The following is a 22,908-nucleotide window of genomic DNA, read 5'->3' as shown; positions in this document are numbered from 1 at the left end:
CCCTTAAAAAATTTTAGGGTAGTTTTTTTAGGTGACAGTATCCCATGAATGCCATAGCAACTCGCTAAATCTATTGGTAAAATAGAAGATAAGGACAGGAGGCGTTACCATGAGTTGGGTTATGTTCCCAGTGGAAAGAATGATCGGCTAAGCCAGATGCTTTATTTTGGCTATGGGGACATTTTTGAAGCACGGATTCAATACGCGAACATGGAAAGTCATCCAGAACGACAGTTTCGGGTAGTGATTAAGCTAAAGGATGGTCGGAAGAAGAAGCGTTTGTGAGAGGAGGAGATTGTTTGTCAGATTACAAGGTAGCATTTTTTGATGTGGATGGAACATTGGCTGATAATGAACTGCCAAGAGAATTGGGAATCTATGATCGGATTCCTGAGTCAGCTAGACAGGCACTGAGCAAACTGAAGGAGGTGGGGATTGAGCCGGTTATTGCTTCGGGCCGCAACTATGAAAAAATTGCTGATTTTGCAGAGCTGCTGGGAGTGGATAGTGTGATTTCCTCCAACGGCACCTATGTTACTTTTCAGGGGAAGGTGGTAGCCAGTCATTATTTGCCTACTGATTTAGTAAAGGAAATGATCCAGCAATTTCAAGAGAACCAGACTGATTTTCTGTTGGAAACGCCCAATGAGATTTTGATCTATGATGAGGACAAGCCGTTGCCAGAAACTATTCTGCAATTTTTATGTCATTGTCCCAAGGAAGCTCTGCCACCGTTAAATATAGAGAAGGTCATTGCTGAAAAGGTCGCACCTACAGCCTTAAATATTCACTACAAGCATATTTCAAAGGCCAGCGGGATTGAGGAAATTCTGCAAAAAATGGGGCTTGACTCTCATCAGGCCTTAGCATTTGGCGATGAGGAAAATGATTTTGCCATGTTCGAGAAGGTGGGCTTTCCTATTGCGATGGGAAACGGCAATGAAGAGTTAAAAACCAAAGCCCGTCTGGTAACCGACACAGTAAAAAATGATGGAATTTGGAAGGCCTGTGTGGAATTAGGATTATTCGGGGAAGAAAAATAGCATCAGCATATACGAAAAAGCATCGGAGGGTCCGATGCTTTTTCTTTGAGTAATTAGAGTGTTTCTAGGAAAGGTCATTATATGCCGTCAAATTAGAAAGGAATCATACATGCGACTAAAATAATTATATCCTTAATATATAATTATTTCAATAAGTGTTTTATATAAAAGTTAATATAACTAATGTTATTTTTGTTACGTAATATATTTAAAAATATAACGTAAATACGCTTTAGGTTATTCAGTAATAGATGTAGAATGAAGAAGAGAGAAAGTCTACTTTACGTTGGCGGTGAGAGAAATGAAGAACAATCTTGAGAGGTTGTGAAAAGAACGCGGAGTAACGCAAGAGAATTTGGTCAACACGGTAGAGGTATCTCGTCAAACGCTAAGCTCCCTGGAAAACAGTCGCTACAATCCATCCATTATTTCAGCCTTTAGACTTGCTTGGGAATAAGCCGTTGGTAACGTGAAATTAGTAGAATAACTAGCAGGTGTCGTACTCTGATTTGACAACAGAATGCGACACCTGTTTTTTATACTCGAGAAAGTTTTTTGACGGAGTTGCGTTGAATGAGTTGAGTATTTAACAGAATTTGTTTCTTGACCTTTGAAGCAGTCAAGCCGTTTTCGATCATCATGATGGCTTCCATGGCAATCTCTTTGATGGGTACGTGAATGGTTGTCAGCTCAGGTGTGGTCACCCGACATTCAGGGATATCGTCAAAGCCGACAATTGAAAGATCCTCGGGCACTGAGTATCCTAGGGAGTTCAGCGTTTTCAGCACACTGATTGCGATGTAGTCGTCTTCACAGAAAACGGCCGTCAGTCCATCAATGAAGGCTTCGAATTTTTCCAGATTTTTATCAATCAGCTGCAGGTTCATGGCTGGCAGATAAAATTTAGGCAGCGTTTCTGGATTAATGTCGTAAAATTTTAGAGCATCCTTGAAGCCGCGCCGCCGATCGTAAAAGTTGTTAATCCGAGGAAGTCCCTTAATGTAGCCGATTCGCTCGTGGCCCATTTCGACTAGATGTCTAGCGGCAGCATATACACCTTGATAGTTATTCATAGTAATTGTGTTGCAGTTTAGATTATTGCATTGAGTATCCAAGATCACTAAGTTTTCGAAACGCTGATTGACCGGGGCAATATGAGCAGCCGTTAAATTGGTTCCCAGCAAAATGATTCCATCGCTAGGTTCATGGGACTCCAGCTCAGTTAGTTCCTCCAACAAATGATGCTTTGCTAAATTATTGGTAGTCAGCACATGGTGATTGCGGCTGGCCTCGGTAGCAATGTAGGATAGCAGCTCTTTAAAAAAGGGCAGCTGATCGTATTCCTCAGTGATGACATCATTGTTGGTACAAGCCACTAAACGAATGGACAGTTTTTCTTCTTCTACCTTCGTGTGTTTGCGCATCGGCACGTAATTATATTGTTGAGCAATTTTTAAAATGAATTCTCTCGTTTCTTCACTGACGCCGGGTTTACCGTTTAAGGCTAAGGAAGCGGCAGATTTTGAAACATTTGCTAAACGAGCCACATCTTCTAATTTCATTTTCTTTTCTCCTATATAAATGAACTCAACTAAACAAAGCGGATTTAGTTTAGTTGTTGATTAGGGTTATCTTATTATTTTTACCCCATATCCAGTATTTTGTAAACCCTTTTTGCAAGAAAACGCCTTCCTGATTCTTAGTTTACTAAACTAAGAAATAAAGTCAGTTTTTTTTACTTGTTTTGTCTTGTTGTGGTTGAGAGCAGGTGATAACCTACTGGAAAGAAAGCGTTTAAGAAATGGAGGAGCTTGAATGGATCAAGTAAAAATTGGCTTTGCACCAACTCGCAGAAACTTGTTTAGTGCAGATGCCGCAATTGACTATGCAAATTTAACGCGTGAAAAAATGAAGGAGCTATCGGTTGAATATGTGGATATTTTAGATATTAATGACGATGGTCTCTTATATGATGATGCGGGGGTTGAAAAAATTGCTGCAAAATTTAAAGCAGCGGAGGTTGACGGATTATTTTTAGCCAATGTCAATTTTGGAACCGAATACGCCTGCGCTCGTTTAGCTAAGAAATTGGAGGTTCCAGTTTTGCTGTGGGGACCAAAGGACGAAACACCGGCAGCAGATGGTTCTCGTTTGCGAGATACTCAATGCGGCTTGTTCGCAATTGGGAAAGTGCTGCGGCGCTTTAAGGTTCCTTTTACCTATATGAAAAATTGTGACATTGATACACCGGAATTTGAGCGAGGACTGCAGGACTTCATCAAAGTGTGTAATGTGGTAAAAACCTTCAAGGCAACACGCATTTTACAGGTGGGGCCGCGACCGTTTGACTTTTGGACGGTGATCTGCAACGAAGGAGAGTTATTGGAACGGTACAATATTTCACTTTCACCAGTGCCGATTCAAGAAGTTGTTCAGGAAATCAATCGCAGTAAGACAGAAGAATACGACAAGGTGCAAACCACGATTGATTATTTCAAGCAGCATACGGAGGTGCAAATCACTGAAGAAGAATTAGAAATGGTGGCTGCTTTGAAGGTAGCGCTGCAAAATTTATGTGAGCGTTACGGCTGTAATTCAGGTGTCATTCAATGCTGGACGGCGCTGCAGGACGAGATCGGTATTTTACCTTACGCCTCTTTATCACTTTTACAAGAAGAGGGCATCCCCTTTGTTTGTGAAACTGATGTACATGGGGCAATTTCAGAATTGTTAGTGGAGGCTGCTTCTTTAGGGGAGCATCGGGCAATCTTTGCTGATGTAAATTGCCGCCATCCGGAAAATGAGAACGGTGAGCTGCTGCAGCATCTAGGGGTATTCGCTTATTCCACCGCAGAAACCAAACCCATTTTACCGCCAAGGCATTTTGTCTTCGACTACCCTGGTTCGGTTGCGTTTCGGGCGATTAAGGATGAATATACTTTGTGCCGCTTTGATGGCGATAACGGGGAGTATTCCTTGCTGATGGGAACCGGTCAAGGCATCGATGGCCCTTACAACCAGGGAACTTATCTGTACTTGGAATTTGAAAACCTGAACAGGCTAGAATTTAAGCTGGTTTATGGTCCTTACATTCATCATGTGGCGGCGGTTCGCAAGAATGTTGTACCGATTTTATATGAAGCGTGTAAATACATTGGGGTTCAGCCTGATTTTTATGACCCGATTGAAGAAGATGTTCAAGCTTATCTTAGAGGAGAGTAATTAATGGAAACTTTAGCCTTGCAACAAAAAGCCTTAAGCATTCGGAAAGACGTGATGCAGTTAGTCTATAATGCTAAAACGGGTCATACTGGCTCAGATTTATCCTGTACCGACCTGTTAGTCGCGCTTTATTACGACGTGATGGCGGTTGACCCAGCTAATCCTGACCAAGTTGATCGGGATCAATATATCCAAAGTAAGGGGCATGCGGCAGAAGTCTTATGGGCTGTATTAGCAGACCAGGGGTTTATTGATCAAACTGAGCTGGCCAGCTTTTCGCAATTTGGCTCACGCTTGATTGGTCACCCCAATAATAAGGTAGCTGGCGTAGAAATGAACACTGGCTCCTTAGGTCACGGCCTGCCAGTTTCAGTCGGGATTGCTTTGGCCGGGAAATTGGATGGGAAAACCTACCATACTTATACTTTGATGGGAGATGGTGAATTAGCGGAAGGATCGGTTTGGGAAGGTGCGATGGCTGCTGCTCACTACCAATTAGATAATTTAACCGCGATTATCGATCGCAACAGTCTGCAAATCACAGGCGCTTCTGAACAGGTGATGGGATTAGAGCCTTTAAATGAAAAATGGCAGGCTTTCGGCTGGGACGTTCATGAAATTGATGGCAACAATATGGAAGAAATCGTGTCGACCTTAAAAACACCTAATCAGCCAGGCAAACCGAAGCTGGTGATTGCTCATACCGTCAAAGGTAAAGGCGTTTCTTTTGCTGAAAATCAAGCAGGCTGGCATCATAAAGTGCCCACCGATCAGGAATTGGCCAGTGCTTTAGAACAGTTAAGCGAGCAAATGGAGGGATTGACTCATGTCTAAACAAACCGTAGCCAATCGGCAAGCGATGTGTGAAGTATTAGTGGAGGAAGCTAAGCAAAATGCAGATATTGTGGTTTTGACCAGCGACTCCCGCGGCTCAGCCTCTTTGGTTGAGTTTGCCAAGCAGCTGCCGGAGCAGCTAATTGAAGTAGGAATTGCTGAACAAAACTTAGTCAGCATTTCAGCTGGGCTAGCTCATATGGGTAAACGACCATTTGCTGCATCACCGGCCTGCTTTTTAAGTATGCGGAGCATCGAACAAATTAAAGTTGATGTTGCCTATTCCAATAAAAATGTTAAGCTGGTAGGCATTAGTGGCGGTGTAAGCTACGGCGCTTTAGGAATGAGTCATCATTCTCTGCAGGATTTTGCGGTCACTCGAGCGATTCCCAATCTGCAGGTGTTAGTTCCGGCAGATCGAAGGGAGACGAAAAAAATGTTTCAGGCTTTAGCAGCTTCAGACGAGCCAGCTTATATTCGTTTAGGGAGAAATCCGGTAGAGGACTGTTACGTAGAGGACTATGGGTTTGAAATTGGCAAAGCTGTTACGATGAAAGAAGGAACGGATATCACGTTGATCGCTACTGGGGAAACGGTTCGTCAGGCCATGGATGCAGCTGAGCTGCTGAAGGAGCAAAGCATTTCGGCCATGGTGTTGAACATTCATTCCTTGAAGCCTTTTGATCAGGCAGCAGTCAAGGCAGCAGCGCAGGCTACCAAACGAGTGCTTTCAGTTGAGGAGCATAGCATTTACGGCGGCTTGGGAGCTGCGGTAGCTGAAACCTTATCAGAAGAAACGGGGATTAAACATAAGATCGTCGGTTTTCCCGATGAGGCATTGATCACTGGGACTAGTGGCGAGCTTTTCAAGCATTACGGGTTGGACGGAGCTTCCTTAGCTGAACAGGCTGCTGCGATGGTGAAGTAGAATGAAGAACTATCGTTTCGTGATTGATCAAAGTACCTCGGGAACTAAGCTGCTGGTATTTAAAAAAGGACAGCTTTTTAAACGGTATGACAAAGCCCACCAGCAGCTGTTCCCCCAGGCTGGTTGGGTGGAACATGATCCAATAGAAATTTGGCACAATGTAGACGAGCTGCTAAAGCAGGCACTGAGAGAAATTAAGCTGCAGCCAGAGCAGGTGTCTTCTCTGTCCATTACCAATCAACGGGAAACAGTCGTCGCCTGGGATCGGGTGACGGGCGAGCCGTTTTACAACGCAATCGTCTGGCAGTGTAATCGCAGCTTGAAGATTTGCGAAGAACTAATTAATGAAGGAAGAAGTGCCTTCGTTCAAGCTAAGACGGGCCTGACGATTGATTCATATTTTTCTGGCACTAAAATCAAATGGCTTTATGAGGAAATACCAGCGATTGCTGAAAAATCCGGCAGCGGAGAATTGGCAATCGGAACGATCGACAGCTGGCTGGTGTGGAACTTAACCCAGCAGCAGATGTTCGTCACCGAACCCAGCAACGCCTGCCGCACGCTGTTGTACAATATCCATACTCACGTCTGGGATGAAGAATTAATGGCAATTTTCGGTGGAGCTGCCGCAGATTTCCCAGCTATTAAGGGCTCTTCGGAAATAGTAGGTCACTATTTAGGGATTCCGATTCAAGGAATTATGGCTGATTCGCAGGCGGCGCTTTACGGTCAGGGCTGTTTAAAACCTGGCGAAGTGAAGGCAACTCTGGGAACCGGCTGCTCGATTATGATGCAGGTGGGAGAAAATGATACGTATCATGATCAGCGTATCCTGACCACGATTGCCCAACGTCAGGGAACGAAAACGCACTATGCACTGGAAGGAATTATTCGCTCGTGTGCCGATTCAATTCGCTGGTTTGAAATGCAGGTGACAAATTTAACCGACAGCAATGCCTTGTGTAACCAGATTCTAAAAGACGACCGTCAAGGAGATGTCTATTTTTTACCAGGATTGCAGGGCTTAGGTGCTCCGTTTTGGAACAATGAAGCAACAGGAGCTTTTATTGGCTTGAAGCGGACGACTTCTAAGCTGGATATGCTGGGGGCAATTTTAGATAGTATTATGTTTCAGGTCAAAGCAGTGATTGATGTATTGGAAAGGGTTTCGGGTCACACGATCCAAGTGATTAAAGTAGATGGCGGCGTTACTCGGAATCGTACGCTGATTCAGCAATTAGCCAATTTGCTGCAAAAGGAAATTATTGTCAATGATATTGAAGAGTTGTCTGCGTTGGGAGCGATGCTGTTAACTGGACAGTCGCTGGAGCAGCCGGTATTAGCTGGCCAGCACGTTTTACCACAGGATGACCCGGAGATAAGCGGCAAGTATCAAAAATGGTATCAGTTGGTGAATACCGTGGCAGAGCTGACTTAAGCATAACGGTAACCGAATAGGAAAAAGAGGAGGTCTATCATGAAAGCTTTAAAAAACAAAGCTCGAACAATTATTACAACCGATGGTGAAGTAGACGATATGAATTCATTTCTGCGCTACCTGCTGTACAGCAATGAAATTGATACAGAAGGTATTGTGTTAACCAGCTCAGTTTATCATTACGCAGGGGACCCGGAAAAAGGGATTGAGCCCTTCCGTTGGACTGGTGAAAGCTGGATGAATGAGTTCATTGATCAATATGAAAAGGTATACAGCAATTTATGTGTTCATGCAGAAGGCTATCCGACACCAGATCGACTGCGGGAACTGCATCATATAGGTAATATCAGCTACAAAGGTGAAATGACGCAGGAAACGGCAGGCTCGCAATTTATTGAAAACTACTTGCTGCAGGATCAAGATCCACGACCACTATACATTCAAACCTGGGGTGGCACCAATACTACGGCCCGAGCGTTGAAATCATTGGAGGAAAAATACAGTACAACACCTGAATGGTCAGCACTTAAGCAACGGATCGAAGAAACAGTCGTTTTGTATATCATTTTGGATCAGGACGAAACCTACAGTGACTATATTGCAAAAAATTGGAAAATTAAAGTAGTGAATGATCGCTTCAGCTTTTGGCATTTTGCTTATGTATGGAAAAAGGTTAACGGCAACTTGACTACGCGCTTATCCAGCGAATGGAACTACGATTTGAAAACCAATTATGGTCCATTGCTGGAAAAATATGCCTTGATGGGTGACGGTAATTTACTAGAGGGTGAACTGCCCGAGGAACAGCGAGGATCAGATAATTATTTAGCCAACAATCCTGAATACCAAAGATATGAATTTATATCAGAAGGAGATTCGCCGTCTTTCTTCTATTTATTGAATAATGGCTTGCGCAATGATGAAGATCCCTCCTTTGGCGGCTGGGGCGGACGTTTTAAAGAAAAAAATCCGTATCTCTTTACCAATGATGCGCTGGATTACAATCCTTACACGCAGCAGTTCGAGTCAGAATACACCTTAACTCGCTGGCTGGATGATATTCAAGATGATTTTAAAGCCCGGGCACAATGGTGTGTAGCGGCATCCTTTGAAGAGGCCACTCATTATCCGGTCGTTCGTTTAGAGGGTTCGTTGGACCGCGAAGTAAATCCAGGGGAAAAAGTTGTGATTGCTTGTGAAGCCCAAGATCCAAATCAAAGACCCTTGTATTACCAGTGGTGGATTTACAAAGAGGCGTCCACTTATACACCGATGGATTTGCTGGAGCCCAGCTATGAAGATATTGAAGGATTTGTAATTGGTCAATCAGCAGAATCTGTTACACAGTGTCATCCGGCGATTAAACTGGAGGGGGCCAATACGCCACAGGTAACCTGCTATGTACCAGAAGATATCAAACCTGGCCAAACACTGCACTTGATTTTGGAAGTAGTTAATGATGGTGAATACAAACTGAAGACCTACCGTCGCATTATTTTAACAACAAAGGAAGGATAAATCGATGAATAAAAAAATCTCACAAAAAATGTTTAAAGTTGCCCTGCTATCAATTTCCCTACTATTGACCTCAAGCGGATCAATTGCCATTACCGTGTCAAAAATGCAGGAAACCTTTGCCGATCGCGGCCCTACCGCGGTTGAAGCGTTGGTTACTGCTTCCAATATCACCGTAATGATCTTCGTCCTGCTAAGTGCTTTTCTAGTTCGCATGTTAGGAACTAAAAAAACCGTATTACTGGGCTTGTTCCTGGCTGGTGCGGCTGGGGTTGTACCGATGTTTTCAGCTGACTATACCATCGTCTATGTTTCTCGTTTAGTATTAGGTGCTGGATTAGGGATGTTCAATTCACTGGCGGTCAGCCTAATTAACGAATTCTATAATGGGGATGAACGCAATAAAATGCTGGGCTATCAAAGTGCAGTACAAAGTATCGGCCAAACGATTACGACCTTTATTGCTGGAATCTTAGTAACCTATGATTGGCATTATGCGTATGGCATTTATTTCTTAGCTATTGTTTCTTTCCTATTGTTCTTTGTGTATGTTCCAGATGTTGAAAATGATGCGGCAGCTGACACAAACGAGGTGGGCAAACAAACCGTTAACCGCTTTGTGATTCTATCCAGTATTGCCTTGTTCTTTTCTTTCGGCTTTTTGATGGCTATTTTCTTGAAGGCCAGTACCTTGGTTCAGGAAGCGAATTTTGCGAACCCGGCTTTTTTAGGAACAGCTTTATCCTTGTTCACTTTAGTTGGTTTCTTGGGAAATTTCTTATATGGACACGTAGTGAAGGTAACAAAACATCTTACGTTGGTCTTTAGTTATGCTATCATGGGAATAGGATTTCTAATTGTTTCATTTGCACCAAACATGGCGGTCTTTACTGCTGGATTATTGATCAGCGGCTTAGGAAGCTCGGCTTTTCTGCCTTATTCATTTGGAACCATTATGGAAAAGGCACCGAAGAATTCGGCCAACCTAGCCGTATCAATTGCAATGGTAGGAACCAACCTAGGCTCATGGATTTCACCTTACCTGCTATCTTTTGTCGGCAGCATCTTTAACAATCATACAGCTCAATTTTCACTACTGTTTTCGGGAGCTAGCTTCTTAGCTTTTGCGGTATTGTATTTATTAATCAGCGGTACCTTCAAAAAAGAGAAATCGGCAGCCGAAGCAGCTTAAAACAACTTGGACGAAAGGAAGTGCCTTAGTGGACTATTTAAGTATCGATGTAGGAGGGACCTACATTAAATATAGCTTGGTCAACCGTGCGGGCAATCTTTTGTCTGTCAAAAAAATTGCAACACCAAAAACACGGGAGCAATTCCTGGTGGATCTGTTTCAGCTGATTGACGAAGTGCAAGACCAAATTAAAGGGATTGGGATTAGTTTGCCAGGTAAAATCGACATTAAAAAAGGGATTATTTATCATGGTGGTTCTTTAGAGTACATGCACGAAGTTGGTTTGAAAGCGCTTGTTGAAGAGAAGTATGGAATTCCTTGTGCGCTGTCAAATGATGGCAAGGCTGCGGCACTGGCTGAATTGTGGTTAGGCAACTTGAAGGAAGTCGACAATGGCGCAGCCGTTGTGCTGGGGACCGGGATCGGCGGCGGCTTGATTCTTAATGGGGAACTCTTTCAGGGGAGTCATTTTCAGGCGGGTGAATTGAGTTTTTTGATTAATTATCAGCAGCTAGAGGACCCAGAAAAACTAGTCGGCTGGCATTCCTCGGCGGTGCGTTTTATCAAGGAAGCCTGCAAGCTGCTGGGGCTGGAAAATCTAAATGACGGCCAAGCAGTTTTTGAAGCATTGGCACAGGGGAAAAATGACCAATTACAAAAAATGTTTAGCGAGTATTGCCAGATCATTGCCCGTATTTTGATCAATCTGCAGGCCACATTAGATATCTCGCGAGCAGTTATCGGTGGCGGCATCAGTGCGCAAAATCGGCTGATCGAAGAAATCAATCAGCAATACCAGCTTGCTCGTGACAAGCAGCCGTTATTAAGGAGCAGCTTTGAACCATTAGAAATCTTGCCTTGTCATTTTCGCAGCGAGGCCAACTTATTAGGAGCAATTTACCAATTGTTTTTACAATTGGACAATGCTTAAATCAGAAAGAGGATGAATAAATGTCAAAATTTCCTAAAAATTTCTTATGGGGCGGCGCAACAGCTGCCAATCAACTAGAAGGTGCCTATGATCGTGACGGCAAAGGATTATCGGTGGCGGATGTAATGCCCGGCGGCAAAATTCGGATGCAAGTGTTAAGCAGCGAAGCTTTTGACTGGAGCTTAGATCTGGAAAAGTATACTTATCCCAATCATCGCGGTATTGACCATTATGATCGCTACAAGGAAGACATTGCCTTGTTTGCAGAAATGGGTTTTAAATGCTACCGATTCTCGATTGCTTGGACACGAATTTTTCCAAAGGGCGATGAAACTAAGCCGAATGAAGCAGGGCTGAAGTTTTACGACGACCTAATTGATGAATGCCTGAAATACGATATTGAGCCGGTAGTAACAATTTCTCACTACGAAATGCCTTTACACTTAGCCAAGGAATATGGCGGCTGGAAAAATCGTCAGCTAATCGATTTTTATGAACGCTTTGCAAAAGTAGTGCTAGAAAGATATCAAGCGAAAGTGAAATACTGGATGACCTTCAATGAAATCAACTCAGCATTTCATTTTCCAGCGTTGAGCCAAGGGATGGTGAAAAGTACAGGTGGCGGCGAGTTTAAAAATATTGTTCAGGCTTGGCACAATCAATTCGTAGCCAGCAGCAAAGCAGTCAAAATTGGGCATGGGCTGAATCCGAACCTGCAGATCGGTTGTATGATTATTTACGCAACTACCTACAGTATTGATGCCAACCCAATTAATCAATTGGCAACAATGGTACAAAATCAGGAGTTCAATTTCTTCTGTACCGATGTTCAAGTACGAGGTGAATATCCAGCCTTCACTAAACGGATGTTAGGTGAACGGGGAATTACTTGGAATGATTTAGACATTACTGACGAAGATTTGGCCCTGTTGAAAGAGCACACCGTGGATTATATTGGTTTTAGCTATTACATGTCTTCAGCGATTAATGAAACCAATCCAGACAGCGAAGAAGTTGGCGGCAATTTATTAGGCGGTGTCCGCAATCCATTCTTAGAAGCCAGCGAATGGGGTTGGCAAATTGACCCAGAAGGACTGCGCATTGCGTTAAATGAATTGTACAACCGTTACCAAAAACCATTGTTTATCGTAGAAAATGGTTTAGGAGCGATTGACCAAGTTCCAGCAGAAGGCATCATTGAAGACGATTATCGAATCGACTACCTGCGTTGTCACATCGAAGCAATGGGTGAAGCAGTTGCGGATGGTGTTGATCTGATGGGCTACACACCATGGGGCTGCATTGATTTGGTCAGTGCTTCAACTGGTGAAATGAGCAAACGCTACGGCTTTGTCTATGTTGATTTGGATGATGAAGGCAACGGAACCTTGAATCGTTCGAAGAAAAAATCCTTTGAGTGGTATAAAGAAGTCATTGCCACCAATGGAGAGAAGCTGTAGTAAATAATAGAATAAAGGGAGGAGTAGAACCTGTCGACTGGCAGCTTCTACTCCTCCTTTTTTGCGAGAAAATTGGAATGAACGGCTAATCCCAGCTCATAAATAGATAAACCACTTGTTCTTCATCGCACCAATAAGCATCCACTGCTTTAGGTTCAACGATCTCCTCTTGAAAGTAAGCAGCTGTTTTAGCGACATTCCAAGAAATAGACTGGTTCTCCAATTCCTCAGGGAGGAAAGCTGGTTCTATTGAAAAAACTTTTTGCTCAGAAATCAGTTGGCCTTTGACAGTATTAAATTGATTTACATCTGGATAAAAAAGAAAGAGTGCCAGTTCTTGATGATCCAGCCCCACACCACTTTGTTTTGCATGCTGCCAATACATTCGATCAGGTATTGGCAACGAAGGAAATTGTTCAGTGATCGGCTCTGAGTCTGTTCGGATGTTAGAAATATAATTTTTGCCACATCCGCTTAATCCAAAGCAAATACAAGTAAGCAGCCATATCAGCTTCAATTGTTTTGCCATGGAAAGCCCTCCTGTATAACCTTTTTAAATGAGTCTATTTTTAAAGTTGCTTAAATTGTATCATTCAGTTAACACCTATACAATCAGAACCAAAGTACTTGAAGATGCTTACATATCACAAACCTGGATTTAGTCAGTATGGATCCGATCAAAAAAGCTATACGATCAATTCCTGTCTTTTTTATTGAAAGTTTAAATAGAATAATTGACTTATTGTTTATACAAGTATATACTTTAGTTGTAAAGGAGGATGTTTCATGATTATTAAAGACATAGAACTGAAGAAATGGGGAAATTCTCAAGGAATAAGAATCGGTAAAGAAGAATTAGCTGAAATTGGTGAGTTTGATACGAATGTAACCTTCAGAATGGTCGCTGGCGATGGTAAAATCACACTTATTCCTAAAAAAGAGTATCCAACAACCTTAGATGAACTTTTCGCTGATTATGATAGCACTCCTCTAGGTAAAGAAGATAAGTATAATTGGGATGATCCGCAAGGGCGGGAGATTCTATGATGGCAGAAGGCAACAAGCATTTTTCCGAGCTGCAACAAGGAGATATTATTTTTTTAGATTTTGATTCAACTAAAGGTCATGAGCAAAAGGGGTACCGACCATGTATCGTTCTAACAAAACCTCTCCGTTACCTTAATTATATGTTTGGGGTTGCTCCCATAACTAGTAAAGCAAAAACCTTTCCTTTGCATATTCCTCTTGCACCAGAAATGCAGGTAGTAGGTGACGTGCTTCTGGAACAACATAGGATGTTGGATTTAGAGACCAGAACATTTAAATTTATAGAAAAAGCGCCTACCGAATTAGTATCAGAATGCATTTTAAAGCTAAAGTTGATGTACTAGCAATAAGCCGCCAGATAGTATCTGACGGCTTATTGCTGTGCTCGAGGTTAGTTATATTCAATTTCTAACTGCTCCGCCAGCACTTCATTAATTGCCTGGGCCAAACGTTTCATTCCGATTTCAATCTGCTCTTCTGGCATATTGGAATAATTTAAGCGGAAGGTGCCAGGTACGATTTCGTCACAGTAGAAAGGCTCTCCAGGTACAAAAGCAACATTATTTTGAATGCAACGATCAAAGAGCTCTTGGGTATTTGTGATGCCAGGAACTTCAATCCAGATAAACATTCCGCCTTCTGGTTGGCTGCAGGTAACTGTTTCTGGAAAATATTTCTTAATAGCGTTCATCATCAAATCTTTTCGTTCTTTATACAAACCAGTAATTTTCGCAATGTGCTTGTCAATGTCGTTGTTTTCAAAGAAAGAGGCGACAATAAATTGCGCCAAATTATCTGAATGCAAATCCACCGACTGTTTCATAATCGTATACTTATTGATCAATTCAAGCGGTGCAACGACCCAGCCTAAGCGTAAGCCAGGAGCCAAAATTTTAGAAAAGGTACTGGTATAAATTACGTGACCTGTGTCATCAAAGGAACGAACTGCGGGTAAAGGTGTTCCTTCAAAACGTACTGCACCATAGGGATTATCCTCCAACACTAAAACATCATACTCCACCGCCAATTGTGCCAGTTTTTTGCGGCGCTCTAGCGAAAGTGTCCGTCCTGTGGGATTCTGGAAAGTGGGAATCGTGTAAATCATTTTTGTATTAGGATTTGCTAGTAATGCTTCTTCAAGCATATCCAGCTTCATACCTTCTTCATCCATTTCTACACTTACCAGGTTAGCCCCGTAAGATTTGAAAACGTCCAGTGCACATAAATAGGTTGGTTTTTCTACGATGACGGTATCGCCTTCGTTAATAAACATTTTACTAGTCAAATCCAGAACTTGCTGAGAGCCGGTAGAGATCATAATTTGTTCTTCATCAACAGTGATGCCATCTTGTTTCAAACGCTCCACAATAATTGCTCGGAGCTCGGGAATGCCCTTTGAACTGCCGTATTGCAAAGCGGTCATGCCTTTTTCCTGAAAGACCTGGTTGGCGGCCGCTTGGATCTTTTCTACTGGAAATAATTCGGGTGCAGGCAGACCGCCCGCAAAGGAAATAATTTCCGGATTTGCAGCTACTCGCAAAAGATCGCCTACAGCATCGGTGTCACTTGTTGGTACTTTTGTTGAATAATGGTAATTCATCCATCCATCTCCCGTCAAAAATTAAATAAACATTACAAATTCAAGTATAGTACATTGGAGAAATTTAATGTACTCTTTTTTTTACCTTCACTAATGACGGGTTTCTAAGTAAAGAAATTCGGAGAGGGGGTGCAATTATCGCAAGGAAAACAAGGGGGGAGATTTTTTTTAGATGCTGTTGGTGGATCATTTGTAGTGGAAGAATTATAGCTATTAACTCAGAAATTATCGGTCAGGGAGGGCAAAATGACTGTTTCTGTTTCCCAAAATTAATGCCCTTGCAATCCCAATAAATACATTAGCAGTAAATCTCCCACAACAAAAAGTGCGTAAATCAGTCCGGTACGTAATCCAAAAACACGCCAAATTCCCAAAATTCCAATACTGTAGACAATCAGCTCTAAGAGTAATTTATTCACGCCAGTTAAGCTAGTTGGCGATTTTGGTGCACCATATTTTGCCCACACGACGGCTACACCACAAGCCAGCAAAGCGAAGAAAAATTTTTCAGTCCAAGATTTTTGTAGAAAAAAGCCACTGGCAAGGCCGATAACGGTGATTATTTCCAAAATAAATCGGATTCCCAAAGTAATTGCAGCTAAAAAAGACATTGAATCACCGAACCTTCCTATTTTTATAAACTTGAACCATTTCAGACTAATTCAACTGAAAAATACCATCGGTTACATACAGAACCGTATCAGCGTGATGATCACTTGCTAGGATGGATTCAACATTTCTTTTGTCACTTTGTTCGTAAAAGGTGCGTGCAGCCTCGTAAGACAATCCGCCAAGCATTTTCCGCTGGATCAAACGTTCTTCTAAAACAGTCGTATCAGTAGATAAAAATATTCGATCTTCACAGTATTCCTGAAGCTGATTCCATGGTGGGGTATCCAGCAATAGATAGTTGCCCTCCAGCAAAATAATTTTTTCGGTAAGCTGTATTTGATCTTGAACAACATCGTGAAGCTTGCGACTATAGATGGGCCACCAATTGTCTTTCTCCTGGGCTGCCTTAATTTTTTCAATTAACAACGGTACGTTGAAAGTTGCTGGATGTCCCTTGAAATGCTTCATTAGAACCGTTTGTCCGTCCATGTTCATAGAATGCGAGTTGAGAAATGCTTGATCGTAATGAAAACCATCCAATCCAATTGCTTGAATGGGTGTACAATCAGGAGTGTTTTTGGACAGCTGCTCCAAGAAAAGGGCCAAGGTAGTTTTCCCGCAGCCGGGAGGAGCTGCTAGAAAAACAAAGATTCGCTTACCTTTGTATGTTTGCAACTTCGTCCACTTCTTTAAAAGCGGATAGAAAATCGTTTCGATATTTTCTTCATCAAAGGCTGCCTCAATCACTAAATCGTTGACTGTTAATGAATAGTTTCTCATGGTGTGTCCTTTCTAGTCCTCCGGCAGTGCCGAAAAGATAGTCTTCAATCCATAAAGAAAGCTTTCTTCGATGTCTTCCTGGAGTTGAAACGAATTATTTCCAGTTAATGAAGAAAATCCGTGAAGATAGCTTCGCATTAAGCGGATAAAATGAATTTGTTCTTCCTTTGGTAGTGCAAAGCTTGCCAGAACTTTTTGCAGTAGCCCCACAATTTGATCGGAAGTAGCTTCTGCTGGTGTATTTTTCCAGTAGTTTTGCCTTTGAATAAGCTCGTATTGACCAGGAAATGCAAGGGCAAACTTCCGATACGCTTCAGACATGGCAAATAAGGCTTCTTTTTTTTGGATCCCTGCACTAGCTGTTAACAGGGCATGATAAAAACGTTCTAAACTAAATGCAGCAACTAAGCTCAACAATTCTTCCCGGTTTTTTATGTGATTGTATAAGGAAGGAGGCTTAATTTCTAGTTTTTCCGCAACTTCTTTAAGACTAACACCAGCCACACCGTGTTTGTTTAAGATACCTACAGTTGCAGCGATGATGTCCGCTTTAGTGATTTTTTTCAAGTTTTAGCCTCCTTTCGGCCTATTCAATTGCATGGCTCATCTCAACCGATGGATGCTCCAACATGTTTCCGTGCCCAACTGCTAACAGCTCCGGGCGTAATTCCAATAATGCTTTGGCACTGACCAAAGCCGTTTTAGCATCCCAGGTTGCAAGCGCAGGGAAGGGGAAAAAGGGTCGAATGCGGCTATCCCGCCACTTAATTGGAAGGCATCCCCAGCAATTAACAACCCTTCGCTGCTTAAGAAGGCGACAGAACCTGGAGTATGGCCCGGACAAGCGACAACCTTCACCTCTTCAATTTCTTCTCCTGGCTGGAAAGTAAAATCGACAGGAATCGGTTCTTTAGGAATGCCTCCCTTGATTTTTTTCTGCGCTTCATCAGCAAAAAGGCTCAAATCACCATCGACTATTTTCTTATCTCTGACAGAAATACCAATCTTAGCTTCTGGAAAACACTGTCTGAATGCGGGTACACCATTAACATGGTCTCCATGAGCATGGGTAAGCAGCAAGGTGGTGGCTCGTTTTCCTGTTTTCTTTTCCAGCTTGAGAATCTCCTCAACAAATCCTTTAACGCCCATGTCGATAATGAGTAGACTATTTGATCTTTCATACACAAAGCAGTTAACCGGAAAGATTCTAGGGGTTAGTTGGTAGAGTTTTCCTATTTTTTGTATTCTCATCTGTTGCCTCGCAAACTTTCTTGAATAGTTATTAACTAATCGGATTAGTTTGAAGTATACAGGATTTTTACCTATTGTCAAATAGACAAAGTGCAACTATTCAAAAAACTGCGGATTATTTCCGTTTTTTCTTCTTCCGTTTCTTCTTCTTAGGCTTAATGAAACTTTGTTGGGCTTTTTTGTCCGGGTCCTTAAAAGGATCTCGTGTCTTCCTTTTTTTCTGATGATCCATGGTCTTTTTGAGACCGGTTTTATTTTTGCTACTATTTATAGTGGTATTATTTGTCAATTCTTCCGTTTTAGAAGCAGAGTCGTCTGAGTCCTTCGTTTTTGTTGGTGTTTTCTGCTGGTTTTCTTCTAGTTCGGCTGAATCATTTTCTTCTTCCGTGGTCTTAGGATGTTCTCTCCAAACTTTGACACGCTCATCTTCATTTTCACTGTTATAGTCTGCAAACGTGGTAGTAAAGCTATTTTTCACCAATTCAGTAAAGCGGCGTACCCCGTCCTTTTCAAAAATCGTTAAGGTAGTCAAAATTGCCAACAGATCACAATTCTCCTGTGTCGAATATTTGCGATCAACATTGCTTAAGGTCCAGCCGTGCTTTTTTCCATTCTCATCTTTGAAGACTGTCACAAGACTTTGCTTCGTTTGTGCTTCCCAGCTGCCGGAATGCAGCATTGGTTGTAATTTTTCAATATGTAAACGAAGCCGTTCCGTCACTTGTAAAAATTCCTCTTTGCTGTCAAATAACTGATCAATTATTATTTTCCATTCGTCGGCAGTAAAATATTCGCGAAAATAAATACAGTATTTGCGGGCAGAACGCGCCACTGCGTTGGTGAGAAACCAAGAACGAATTTGATCCTTGATTAAGTAAGATAGGTCGATTGGTGTGAATGCATTGCGTACCATAACAGCTACTGCACATTGAATTAAATCGCCTTTTTCCACACCTTGATCCGCAGCGTCGCTAAATTTCTTTTCAAGTGTCGTTCTTTTGGATAAAAAAATAGTTCGTTGAGTAAGCATAATTTGTTCTCCTTCTGGTAAACGTTCTTGTATTTGCTTAAAGAGTACCGAAGTATTTTTTCAGCTTCAAGCAATTCTTCAACTTTTCAAAAAACTGTTCAATTTTGTCCCTTTTTTGGGACAAAATGAGAACGGAAGGAAATAAACTCGCTATTTAACCGTTTTACGTATTAAATTTTATATATGTAAAATAGGGAAAGAGGTATATTCCATGATTTACAAAAAAGAGTGTTAGAGGAGGAAACAATGAAGTGGATTGAAAAATCGTATTGGCTTTCCGCTATCATTAATATAAGTATGATTATGAGAAGCGTAAGTAAAATGAACTATAATAGAAGATTATTGAACAAGCCCCTATGTTCGACTTTAGTCTGCATAGGGGCTTATTCAGTGATTCGACAGCTGTTAAAAGGCCTCCCAATAAGCCTCATCAACAAACTCTACCTGTTTTTCTTCCATTGTACTAGCTAGCCAAGCATGATCAATATCGCCAGCGGCGGCTTTCTGAACTTTGATTCGATCATTGGCGGTGACAGCTTCGGCTTGGTCGATGATAGCTGCGGCATCATTCTTAGGAATAATGATCACGCCATCGCGGTCACCTAAAACAATATCACCAGGCATTACAGCAACACTCCCAACAGAAATGGGGACATTGACTTCCCCTGGTCCCTCTTTATAAGAAGCTTGCGGTGTCGATCCCGTTGCATAAATCGGACATTTCTCCTGAGCGATCACATCTAAATCACGAATCGGACCATCAATCACAATACCAGCCACCTTTTTGAAATCAGCCAGATATTTATACATCATTTCTCCCATAAGAGCACGCGAACGATCCCCTTCATTAGAAAGAATAATCACGTCTCCCTCCTGAGCCAGTTGCATGGCTTGATGCAGCATCAGGTTGTCGCCGGCTCTGGCCTTAACAGTTAGAGCAGCACCGCACATATAGTTTTCGGGCGAAGACTGCAGCTGGATATCTGGTGACAGAGCAGACGTACGCGACATACAGTCAGCAACATCAGCGGTAGGCAATTTGCTGAAGCGTAGAACTAACTCTGGGTCTGGCAAAATTCTTTTTAAATAGACTCGGTTTCCAATCGGCATGAAATTTCCTCCTTTTTGTTTACCATGTAACAAATTCGCTATATCTTATTTTACACCCAGCTCATCTGAATGAGAATAAGTAGTGTAGATTCTTTTGGTGCGGCATTTTCGTGGAATATCATGAAAATTTTCAAAAAGATCAGTTAATCACAAAAGATACAGATTTTTCGTTTCAAAAAGAATCGATAGTTTCAAAATGAAACGAAAGATGAATTGGAAACTCTTACAAAAACCCTTGTTATTGATGATTAGAAGTTGGCACGCCACTTGCTTTATAGAAAGTATAAGAAAAAAGGGGGATTCAAAATGGAACTAGATATTTTGATTAAAAACGGGAGAGTCTACGACACCAGCAGCAATGTCGATGAAGTGAAAAGTATCGGAATCAAGGGCAACAAGATTGTTGATGTAGCTGGATTAGATGAAGCAACTCTTTCAGCAGAACGTGTGATTGATGCTAGCGGCTGTTACGTATTTCCAGGCCTGATTGATTTCCATGCGCACGTATTTTACAACGGCGCGCCAATCTGTGTGGAGCCTAACTCAGCGTTCTTGCCAAATGGGGTAACTTCAGTGGTTGATGCAGGGAGTGCCGGTTGGGGGAATTACCGCAGCTTCTACAATTCAATCATCACACCAAGTGTTGTCCGTATTAAGAGTTACTTGAACGTAGTAAACGTTGGCTTAGCTACTTTAGGTGGCGGACCAACAGGCTACTTGGAAAATATCGATCCAAAGAACTTTAACCGCGACAAAATTATTCAAACCTTTGAAGAGTACAAACACAACTTAATCGGCTTGAAACTACGCTTCAGTAAAGATTTGTTAGAAGATCGCAACTTATACATGGAGCCATTGTTGGAAACCATCAAAATTGCTGAAGAAATCGGCTGCCCAATCTGTGTGCATACGACTGATCCAGTTATTGATGCCGGCGAGTTAGCTGAATACTTCCGACCAGGCGACATTTACGCACACATTTATCATGGTGTTGGCAACATCGCTTTAGACAAAGACGGCAAAGTCCTAGACAAAATCAAAGATGCTCGCGAACGCGGTGTAATCTTCGACTCATCGAACGGTGTTGCTCACTTTGACTTCGATGTAGCGTACAAAGCAATTGAAGATGGCTTCTTACCAGATGTTATCAGTACAGATTGCACATGCAAAAACTGCTACAACCCTTCAAAAGTAGTAAACTTGCCATTTATCATGTCGAAATACTTAAACATGGGCTTGTCACTAGCAGATATCATGAAGGCTGTTACTACTACACCTGCTAAAATCATGGGACTTGAAGGTGAAATCGGAACATTGGCTCCAGGTGCTGCAGCAGACGTTTCCATCTTTAAAATTATCGACAAAGAAACTGTCTTTGAAGATACTGTGGGCAAAACTATGGTCGGCAAACAATTGTTTAAAAACCAGTTGACCGTTCGTAATGGTGTTGTTGTATTTAGACAAATTGATTTTTAGGCCAATAGGGGGAAGCACAGGATGTTGAATAGGAAAACAATTATAAAACTAGCGGTGGTGCTGGCGATTCCAGTGATTCTTTGGAACATTCCAGCTCCATCTGGATTAGAAGCAGACACTTGGCACTTGGTAGCAGTTTATCTTGGTTTACTGTCCGGCTTGATTATCAAGCCGATGTCAGAGCCAGTCATTACCTTGATTATTATTGGTCTTGGCGTGATGTTCATGGAGCCGACGACGCTGCTGTCAGGATACGGCGACAGTATGGCTTGGTTCTTGGCAACGGTAACCATCGTTTGTACGGCCTTCGTTAAAACCGGCTTGGGTCGCCGGATGGCCTACATTTTATTGGGACGTTCGGGGAATTCAACTTTAGGGTTGGGTTACTTGATGATGCTGACTGACTTAATCTTAAGTCCAGCAACCGGTTCTAACAGTTCACGGACGACCATCATTTATCCGATCTTCCGTAATATCGCTGAAGGTGTTGATTCTTATCCTGATAAGAATCCAAGAAAATTAGGTGGATACTTAACAATTCTTTCGTATATTGTTTCGCAAAGTACCTCAGCGCTTTTCCTAACAGGGATGGCAACCAATGCAATTACTGCTTCTTTAGCATTAGAAATGTTGGATATTCCTTTAACATGGGGAACTTGGTTTATGGCAGCAGTCGTACCAGCAGGCTTAGTGCTATTGGCTGGACCGTTTGTGGTGTACAAGCTTTATAAACCAGAATTAACTGAATTGACTGATGTTAAAATTCAAGCCAAAGAAAACTTGCAAAAAATGGGCAAGGTAACATCGGCTGAAAAGAAATTATTCGTAATCTTTATCTTAGCTGTTTTAGGCTGGATGTTTGGACCTAAACTAACTTTTGTTGCTTTGGGCACACAAAATGTCGGCTTTGTCTTCTTAGCTTTAGTATTAGTAACAGGTATTTTAAATTGGAATGATGTAATCGGTGCTAAAGGTGCTTGGAATATCTTCGTTTGGTACGGTGCCTTTTACGGCGTTGCGACTGGCTTGGCGAATGCCGGCTTCTACACATGGTTAGCTGACTTGTTAAATAAGATATTGGATCTTTCTAGTGTAAATGGATTAGTTGTAACGTATGTTCTGTTGTTTGTAAGTTTGGTGGTGCGCTACTTCTTCGTATCCAACAGCGCCTTCGTGGCATCCTTCTTCCCGGTAATCTTTGCAATTGCCATGGGAACACAAGCAGATTTGATGGTTCTAACTTTATTGTTGGCTTTCTTTGCCAGCTATGGTTCATGGTTGACGCACTATGGAAATGGTGCCGGCTTAATCGCCTTTGCTTCAAATTATGTTTCACAAAAAGAATTTTGGAAAATCGGCACAATTATGGTAGGAGTAGCTTTGATTATTTTCACAGTTATTGGTCTACCGTATTGGAAATTAATAGGAATTTGGTAAGG

General features: G+C 42.1%; 23 protein-coding genes and 1 pseudogene. 15 read left to right on the top strand and 9 right to left on the bottom strand.

Going from position 1 to position 22,908, the window contains the following annotated elements:
- Positions 1-114: 114 nt before the first annotated feature.
- The 3 genes and pseudogenes from I588_RS26700 to I588_RS26695 all read left to right on the top strand — a co-directional run bounded on the left by I588_RS26700 (position 115) and on the right by I588_RS26695 (position 1,500).
- Positions 115-285 carry a hypothetical protein gene (locus I588_RS26700; protein ID WP_010757457.1) on the top strand — a complete coding sequence of 57 codons (171 nt, stop codon included), beginning with the start codon at positions 115-117 and terminating at the stop codon, positions 283-285.
- Positions 286-299: 14 nt separating this feature from the next.
- A complete protein-coding gene (locus I588_RS02950) occupies positions 300-1,043 on the top strand; it encodes an HAD-IIB family hydrolase (RefSeq protein ID WP_010757456.1) in 744 nt (247 codons plus the stop codon).
- A gap of 301 nt (positions 1,044-1,344) precedes the next feature.
- A pseudogene (locus I588_RS26695) lies at positions 1,345-1,500 on the top strand (helix-turn-helix transcriptional regulator).
- Positions 1,501-1,579: 79 nt separating this feature from the next.
- Here the strand turns inward: I588_RS26695 and I588_RS02945 are convergent.
- Complete coding sequence (locus I588_RS02945) at positions 1,580-2,605, bottom strand: LacI family DNA-binding transcriptional regulator (protein ID WP_010757455.1); 1,026 nt, start codon at positions 2,603-2,605, stop codon at positions 1,580-1,582.
- Between the two features lie 253 nt (positions 2,606-2,858).
- On the opposite strand from I588_RS02945, the gene I588_RS02940 reads away from it, so the two are divergent.
- Genes I588_RS02940 through I588_RS02905 form a run of 8 tightly spaced genes read left to right on the top strand, consistent with a single transcriptional unit; the run spans position 2,859 to position 12,563 of the window.
- Complete coding sequence (locus tag I588_RS02940) at positions 2,859-4,265, top strand: L-fucose/L-arabinose isomerase family protein (RefSeq protein ID WP_010757454.1); 1,407 nt, start codon at positions 2,859-2,861, stop codon at positions 4,263-4,265.
- Between the two features lie 3 nt (positions 4,266-4,268).
- The gene (locus I588_RS02935) at positions 4,269-5,099 is read left to right on the top strand and encodes a transketolase (protein ID WP_010757453.1); all 831 of its coding nucleotides are present in this window, start codon (positions 4,269-4,271) and stop codon (positions 5,097-5,099) included.
- Positions 5,092-6,027: a transketolase family protein gene (locus I588_RS02930; RefSeq protein ID WP_010757452.1), complete on the top strand. Its 936-nt coding sequence runs from the start codon at positions 5,092-5,094 to the stop codon at positions 6,025-6,027. Before I588_RS02935 ends, I588_RS02930 begins: the two co-directional genes overlap by 8 nt.
- Position 6,028: 1 nt before the next feature.
- Entirely contained in the window at positions 6,029-7,465 is a 1,437-nt protein-coding gene (locus I588_RS02925) for an FGGY-family carbohydrate kinase (protein ID WP_010757451.1), read from the top strand.
- Positions 7,466-7,504: 39 nt separating this feature from the next.
- A complete protein-coding gene (locus I588_RS02920; RefSeq protein WP_010757450.1) occupies positions 7,505-8,983 on the top strand; it encodes a DUF1593 domain-containing protein in 1,479 nt (492 codons plus the stop codon).
- 4 nt (positions 8,984-8,987) lie between these two features.
- Positions 8,988-10,172 carry an MFS transporter gene (locus I588_RS02915; RefSeq protein WP_010757449.1) on the top strand — a complete coding sequence of 395 codons (1,185 nt, stop codon included), beginning with the start codon at positions 8,988-8,990 and terminating at the stop codon, positions 10,170-10,172.
- Positions 10,173-10,200: 28 nt separating this feature from the next.
- Positions 10,201-11,103: an ROK family protein gene (locus I588_RS02910; RefSeq protein WP_010757448.1), complete on the top strand. Its 903-nt coding sequence runs from the start codon at positions 10,201-10,203 to the stop codon at positions 11,101-11,103.
- A gap of 20 nt (positions 11,104-11,123) precedes the next feature.
- Positions 11,124-12,563: a glycoside hydrolase family 1 protein gene (locus I588_RS02905; protein WP_010757447.1), complete on the top strand. Its 1,440-nt coding sequence runs from the start codon at positions 11,124-11,126 to the stop codon at positions 12,561-12,563.
- A gap of 85 nt (positions 12,564-12,648) precedes the next feature.
- Here I588_RS02905 and I588_RS02900 read toward each other — a convergent pair whose 3' ends face one another.
- Positions 12,649-13,092 (bottom strand): hypothetical protein, encoded by a 444-nt coding sequence (locus I588_RS02900; protein ID WP_010757446.1) that lies wholly within the window; start codon positions 13,090-13,092, stop codon positions 12,649-12,651.
- A 257-nt stretch (positions 13,093-13,349) separates the two neighbouring features.
- Here I588_RS02900 and I588_RS02895 point away from each other — a divergent pair, with 257 nt between their 5' ends.
- Both I588_RS02895 and I588_RS02890 read left to right on the top strand, forming a co-directional pair.
- Positions 13,350-13,610, top strand: a complete 261-nt coding sequence (locus I588_RS02895; RefSeq protein ID WP_010757445.1) for an AbrB/MazE/SpoVT family DNA-binding domain-containing protein — start codon at positions 13,350-13,352, stop codon at positions 13,608-13,610.
- Positions 13,610-13,954, top strand: a complete 345-nt coding sequence (locus I588_RS02890) for a type II toxin-antitoxin system PemK/MazF family toxin (RefSeq protein ID WP_139244012.1) — start codon at positions 13,610-13,612, stop codon at positions 13,952-13,954. The genes I588_RS02895 and I588_RS02890 overlap by 1 nt, the downstream gene beginning before the upstream one ends.
- Positions 13,955-14,001: 47 nt before the next feature.
- On the opposite strand, the gene I588_RS02885 is transcribed toward I588_RS02890, so the two are convergent.
- The 7 genes from I588_RS02885 to I588_RS02855 form a co-directional block, all read right to left on the bottom strand.
- The gene (locus I588_RS02885; RefSeq protein ID WP_010757443.1) at positions 14,002-15,210 is read right to left on the bottom strand and encodes an aminotransferase-like domain-containing protein; all 1,209 of its coding nucleotides are present in this window, start codon (positions 15,208-15,210) and stop codon (positions 14,002-14,004) included.
- 269 nt (positions 15,211-15,479) lie between these two features.
- Positions 15,480-15,821, bottom strand: a complete 342-nt coding sequence (locus I588_RS02880; RefSeq protein WP_010757442.1) for a DUF2568 domain-containing protein — start codon at positions 15,819-15,821, stop codon at positions 15,480-15,482.
- Between the two features lie 46 nt (positions 15,822-15,867).
- Complete coding sequence (locus I588_RS02875; RefSeq protein ID WP_010757441.1) at positions 15,868-16,602, bottom strand: nucleoside/nucleotide kinase family protein; 735 nt, start codon at positions 16,600-16,602, stop codon at positions 15,868-15,870.
- Between the two features lie 12 nt (positions 16,603-16,614).
- On the bottom strand, positions 16,615-17,169 hold the full coding sequence (locus I588_RS02870) for a TetR/AcrR family transcriptional regulator (protein WP_010757440.1): 555 nt from the start codon (positions 17,167-17,169) through the stop codon (positions 16,615-16,617).
- Between the two features lie 81 nt (positions 17,170-17,250).
- On the bottom strand, positions 17,251-17,853 hold the full coding sequence (locus I588_RS02865) for an MBL fold metallo-hydrolase (RefSeq protein WP_010757439.1): 603 nt from the start codon (positions 17,851-17,853) through the stop codon (positions 17,251-17,253).
- 115 nt (positions 17,854-17,968) lie between these two features.
- Positions 17,969-18,883 (bottom strand): hypothetical protein, encoded by a 915-nt coding sequence (locus I588_RS02860; RefSeq protein ID WP_010757438.1) that lies wholly within the window; start codon positions 18,881-18,883, stop codon positions 17,969-17,971.
- Between the two features lie 405 nt (positions 18,884-19,288).
- Positions 19,289-19,993: an RraA family protein gene (locus I588_RS02855; protein ID WP_010757437.1), complete on the bottom strand. Its 705-nt coding sequence runs from the start codon at positions 19,991-19,993 to the stop codon at positions 19,289-19,291.
- A gap of 306 nt (positions 19,994-20,299) precedes the next feature.
- Here I588_RS02855 and I588_RS02850 point away from each other — a divergent pair, with 306 nt between their 5' ends.
- Complete coding sequence (locus tag I588_RS02850) at positions 20,300-21,469, top strand: metallo-dependent hydrolase (RefSeq protein WP_010757436.1); 1,170 nt, start codon at positions 20,300-20,302, stop codon at positions 21,467-21,469.
- A gap of 21 nt (positions 21,470-21,490) precedes the next feature.
- On the top strand, positions 21,491-22,906 hold the full coding sequence (locus I588_RS02845; protein ID WP_010757435.1) for a DASS family sodium-coupled anion symporter: 1,416 nt from the start codon (positions 21,491-21,493) through the stop codon (positions 22,904-22,906).
- Positions 22,907-22,908: the final 2 nt, after the last annotated feature.

Origin of the sequence: Enterococcus pallens ATCC BAA-351, assembly GCF_000407485.1 — a bacterium.
GTDB lineage: Bacteria > Bacillota > Bacilli > Lactobacillales > Enterococcaceae > Enterococcus_A > Enterococcus_A pallens.
Note: the sequence above shows the minus strand (reverse complement) of the source record. Positions and strands in the feature narration are given on the sequence as shown.

What these genes read in the sequence shown, in the direction of transcription:
- I588_RS02890 (WP_139244012.1), top strand. Translation starts at nt 13,610, where the DNA reads ATGGCAGAAGGCAACAAGCATTTTTCCGAGCTGCAACAAGGAGATATT.
- I588_RS02845 (WP_010757435.1), top strand. Translation starts at nt 21,491, where the DNA reads ATGTTGAATAGGAAAACAATTATAAAACTAGCGGTGGTGCTGGCGATT.
- I588_RS02915 (WP_010757449.1), top strand. Translation starts at nt 8,988, where the DNA reads ATGAATAAAAAAATCTCACAAAAAATGTTTAAAGTTGCCCTGCTATCA.
- I588_RS02925 (WP_010757451.1), top strand. Translation starts at nt 6,029, where the DNA reads ATGAAGAACTATCGTTTCGTGATTGATCAAAGTACCTCGGGAACTAAG.
- I588_RS02930 (WP_010757452.1), top strand. Translation starts at nt 5,092, where the DNA reads ATGTCTAAACAAACCGTAGCCAATCGGCAAGCGATGTGTGAAGTATTA.
- I588_RS02860 (WP_010757438.1), bottom strand. Translation starts at nt 18,883, where the DNA reads ATGCTTACTCAACGAACTATTTTTTTATCCAAAAGAACGACACTTGAA.
- I588_RS02885 (WP_010757443.1), bottom strand. Translation starts at nt 15,210, where the DNA reads ATGAATTACCATTATTCAACAAAAGTACCAACAAGTGACACCGATGCT.
- I588_RS02895 (WP_010757445.1), top strand. Translation starts at nt 13,350, where the DNA reads ATGATTATTAAAGACATAGAACTGAAGAAATGGGGAAATTCTCAAGGA.
- I588_RS02850 (WP_010757436.1), top strand. Translation starts at nt 20,300, where the DNA reads ATGGAACTAGATATTTTGATTAAAAACGGGAGAGTCTACGACACCAGC.
- I588_RS02900 (WP_010757446.1), bottom strand. Translation starts at nt 13,092, where the DNA reads ATGGCAAAACAATTGAAGCTGATATGGCTGCTTACTTGTATTTGCTTT.
- I588_RS02920 (WP_010757450.1), top strand. Translation starts at nt 7,505, where the DNA reads ATGAAAGCTTTAAAAAACAAAGCTCGAACAATTATTACAACCGATGGT.
- I588_RS02940 (WP_010757454.1), top strand. Translation starts at nt 2,859, where the DNA reads ATGGATCAAGTAAAAATTGGCTTTGCACCAACTCGCAGAAACTTGTTT.
- I588_RS02865 (WP_010757439.1), bottom strand. Translation starts at nt 17,853, where the DNA reads ATGAGAATACAAAAAATAGGAAAACTCTACCAACTAACCCCTAGAATC.
- I588_RS02875 (WP_010757441.1), bottom strand. Translation starts at nt 16,602, where the DNA reads ATGAGAAACTATTCATTAACAGTCAACGATTTAGTGATTGAGGCAGCC.
- I588_RS02945 (WP_010757455.1), bottom strand. Translation starts at nt 2,605, where the DNA reads ATGAAATTAGAAGATGTGGCTCGTTTAGCAAATGTTTCAAAATCTGCC.
- I588_RS02905 (WP_010757447.1), top strand. Translation starts at nt 11,124, where the DNA reads ATGTCAAAATTTCCTAAAAATTTCTTATGGGGCGGCGCAACAGCTGCC.
- I588_RS02880 (WP_010757442.1), bottom strand. Translation starts at nt 15,821, where the DNA reads ATGTCTTTTTTAGCTGCAATTACTTTGGGAATCCGATTTATTTTGGAA.
- I588_RS02855 (WP_010757437.1), bottom strand. Translation starts at nt 19,993, where the DNA reads ATGCCGATTGGAAACCGAGTCTATTTAAAAAGAATTTTGCCAGACCCA.
- I588_RS02935 (WP_010757453.1), top strand. Translation starts at nt 4,269, where the DNA reads ATGGAAACTTTAGCCTTGCAACAAAAAGCCTTAAGCATTCGGAAAGAC.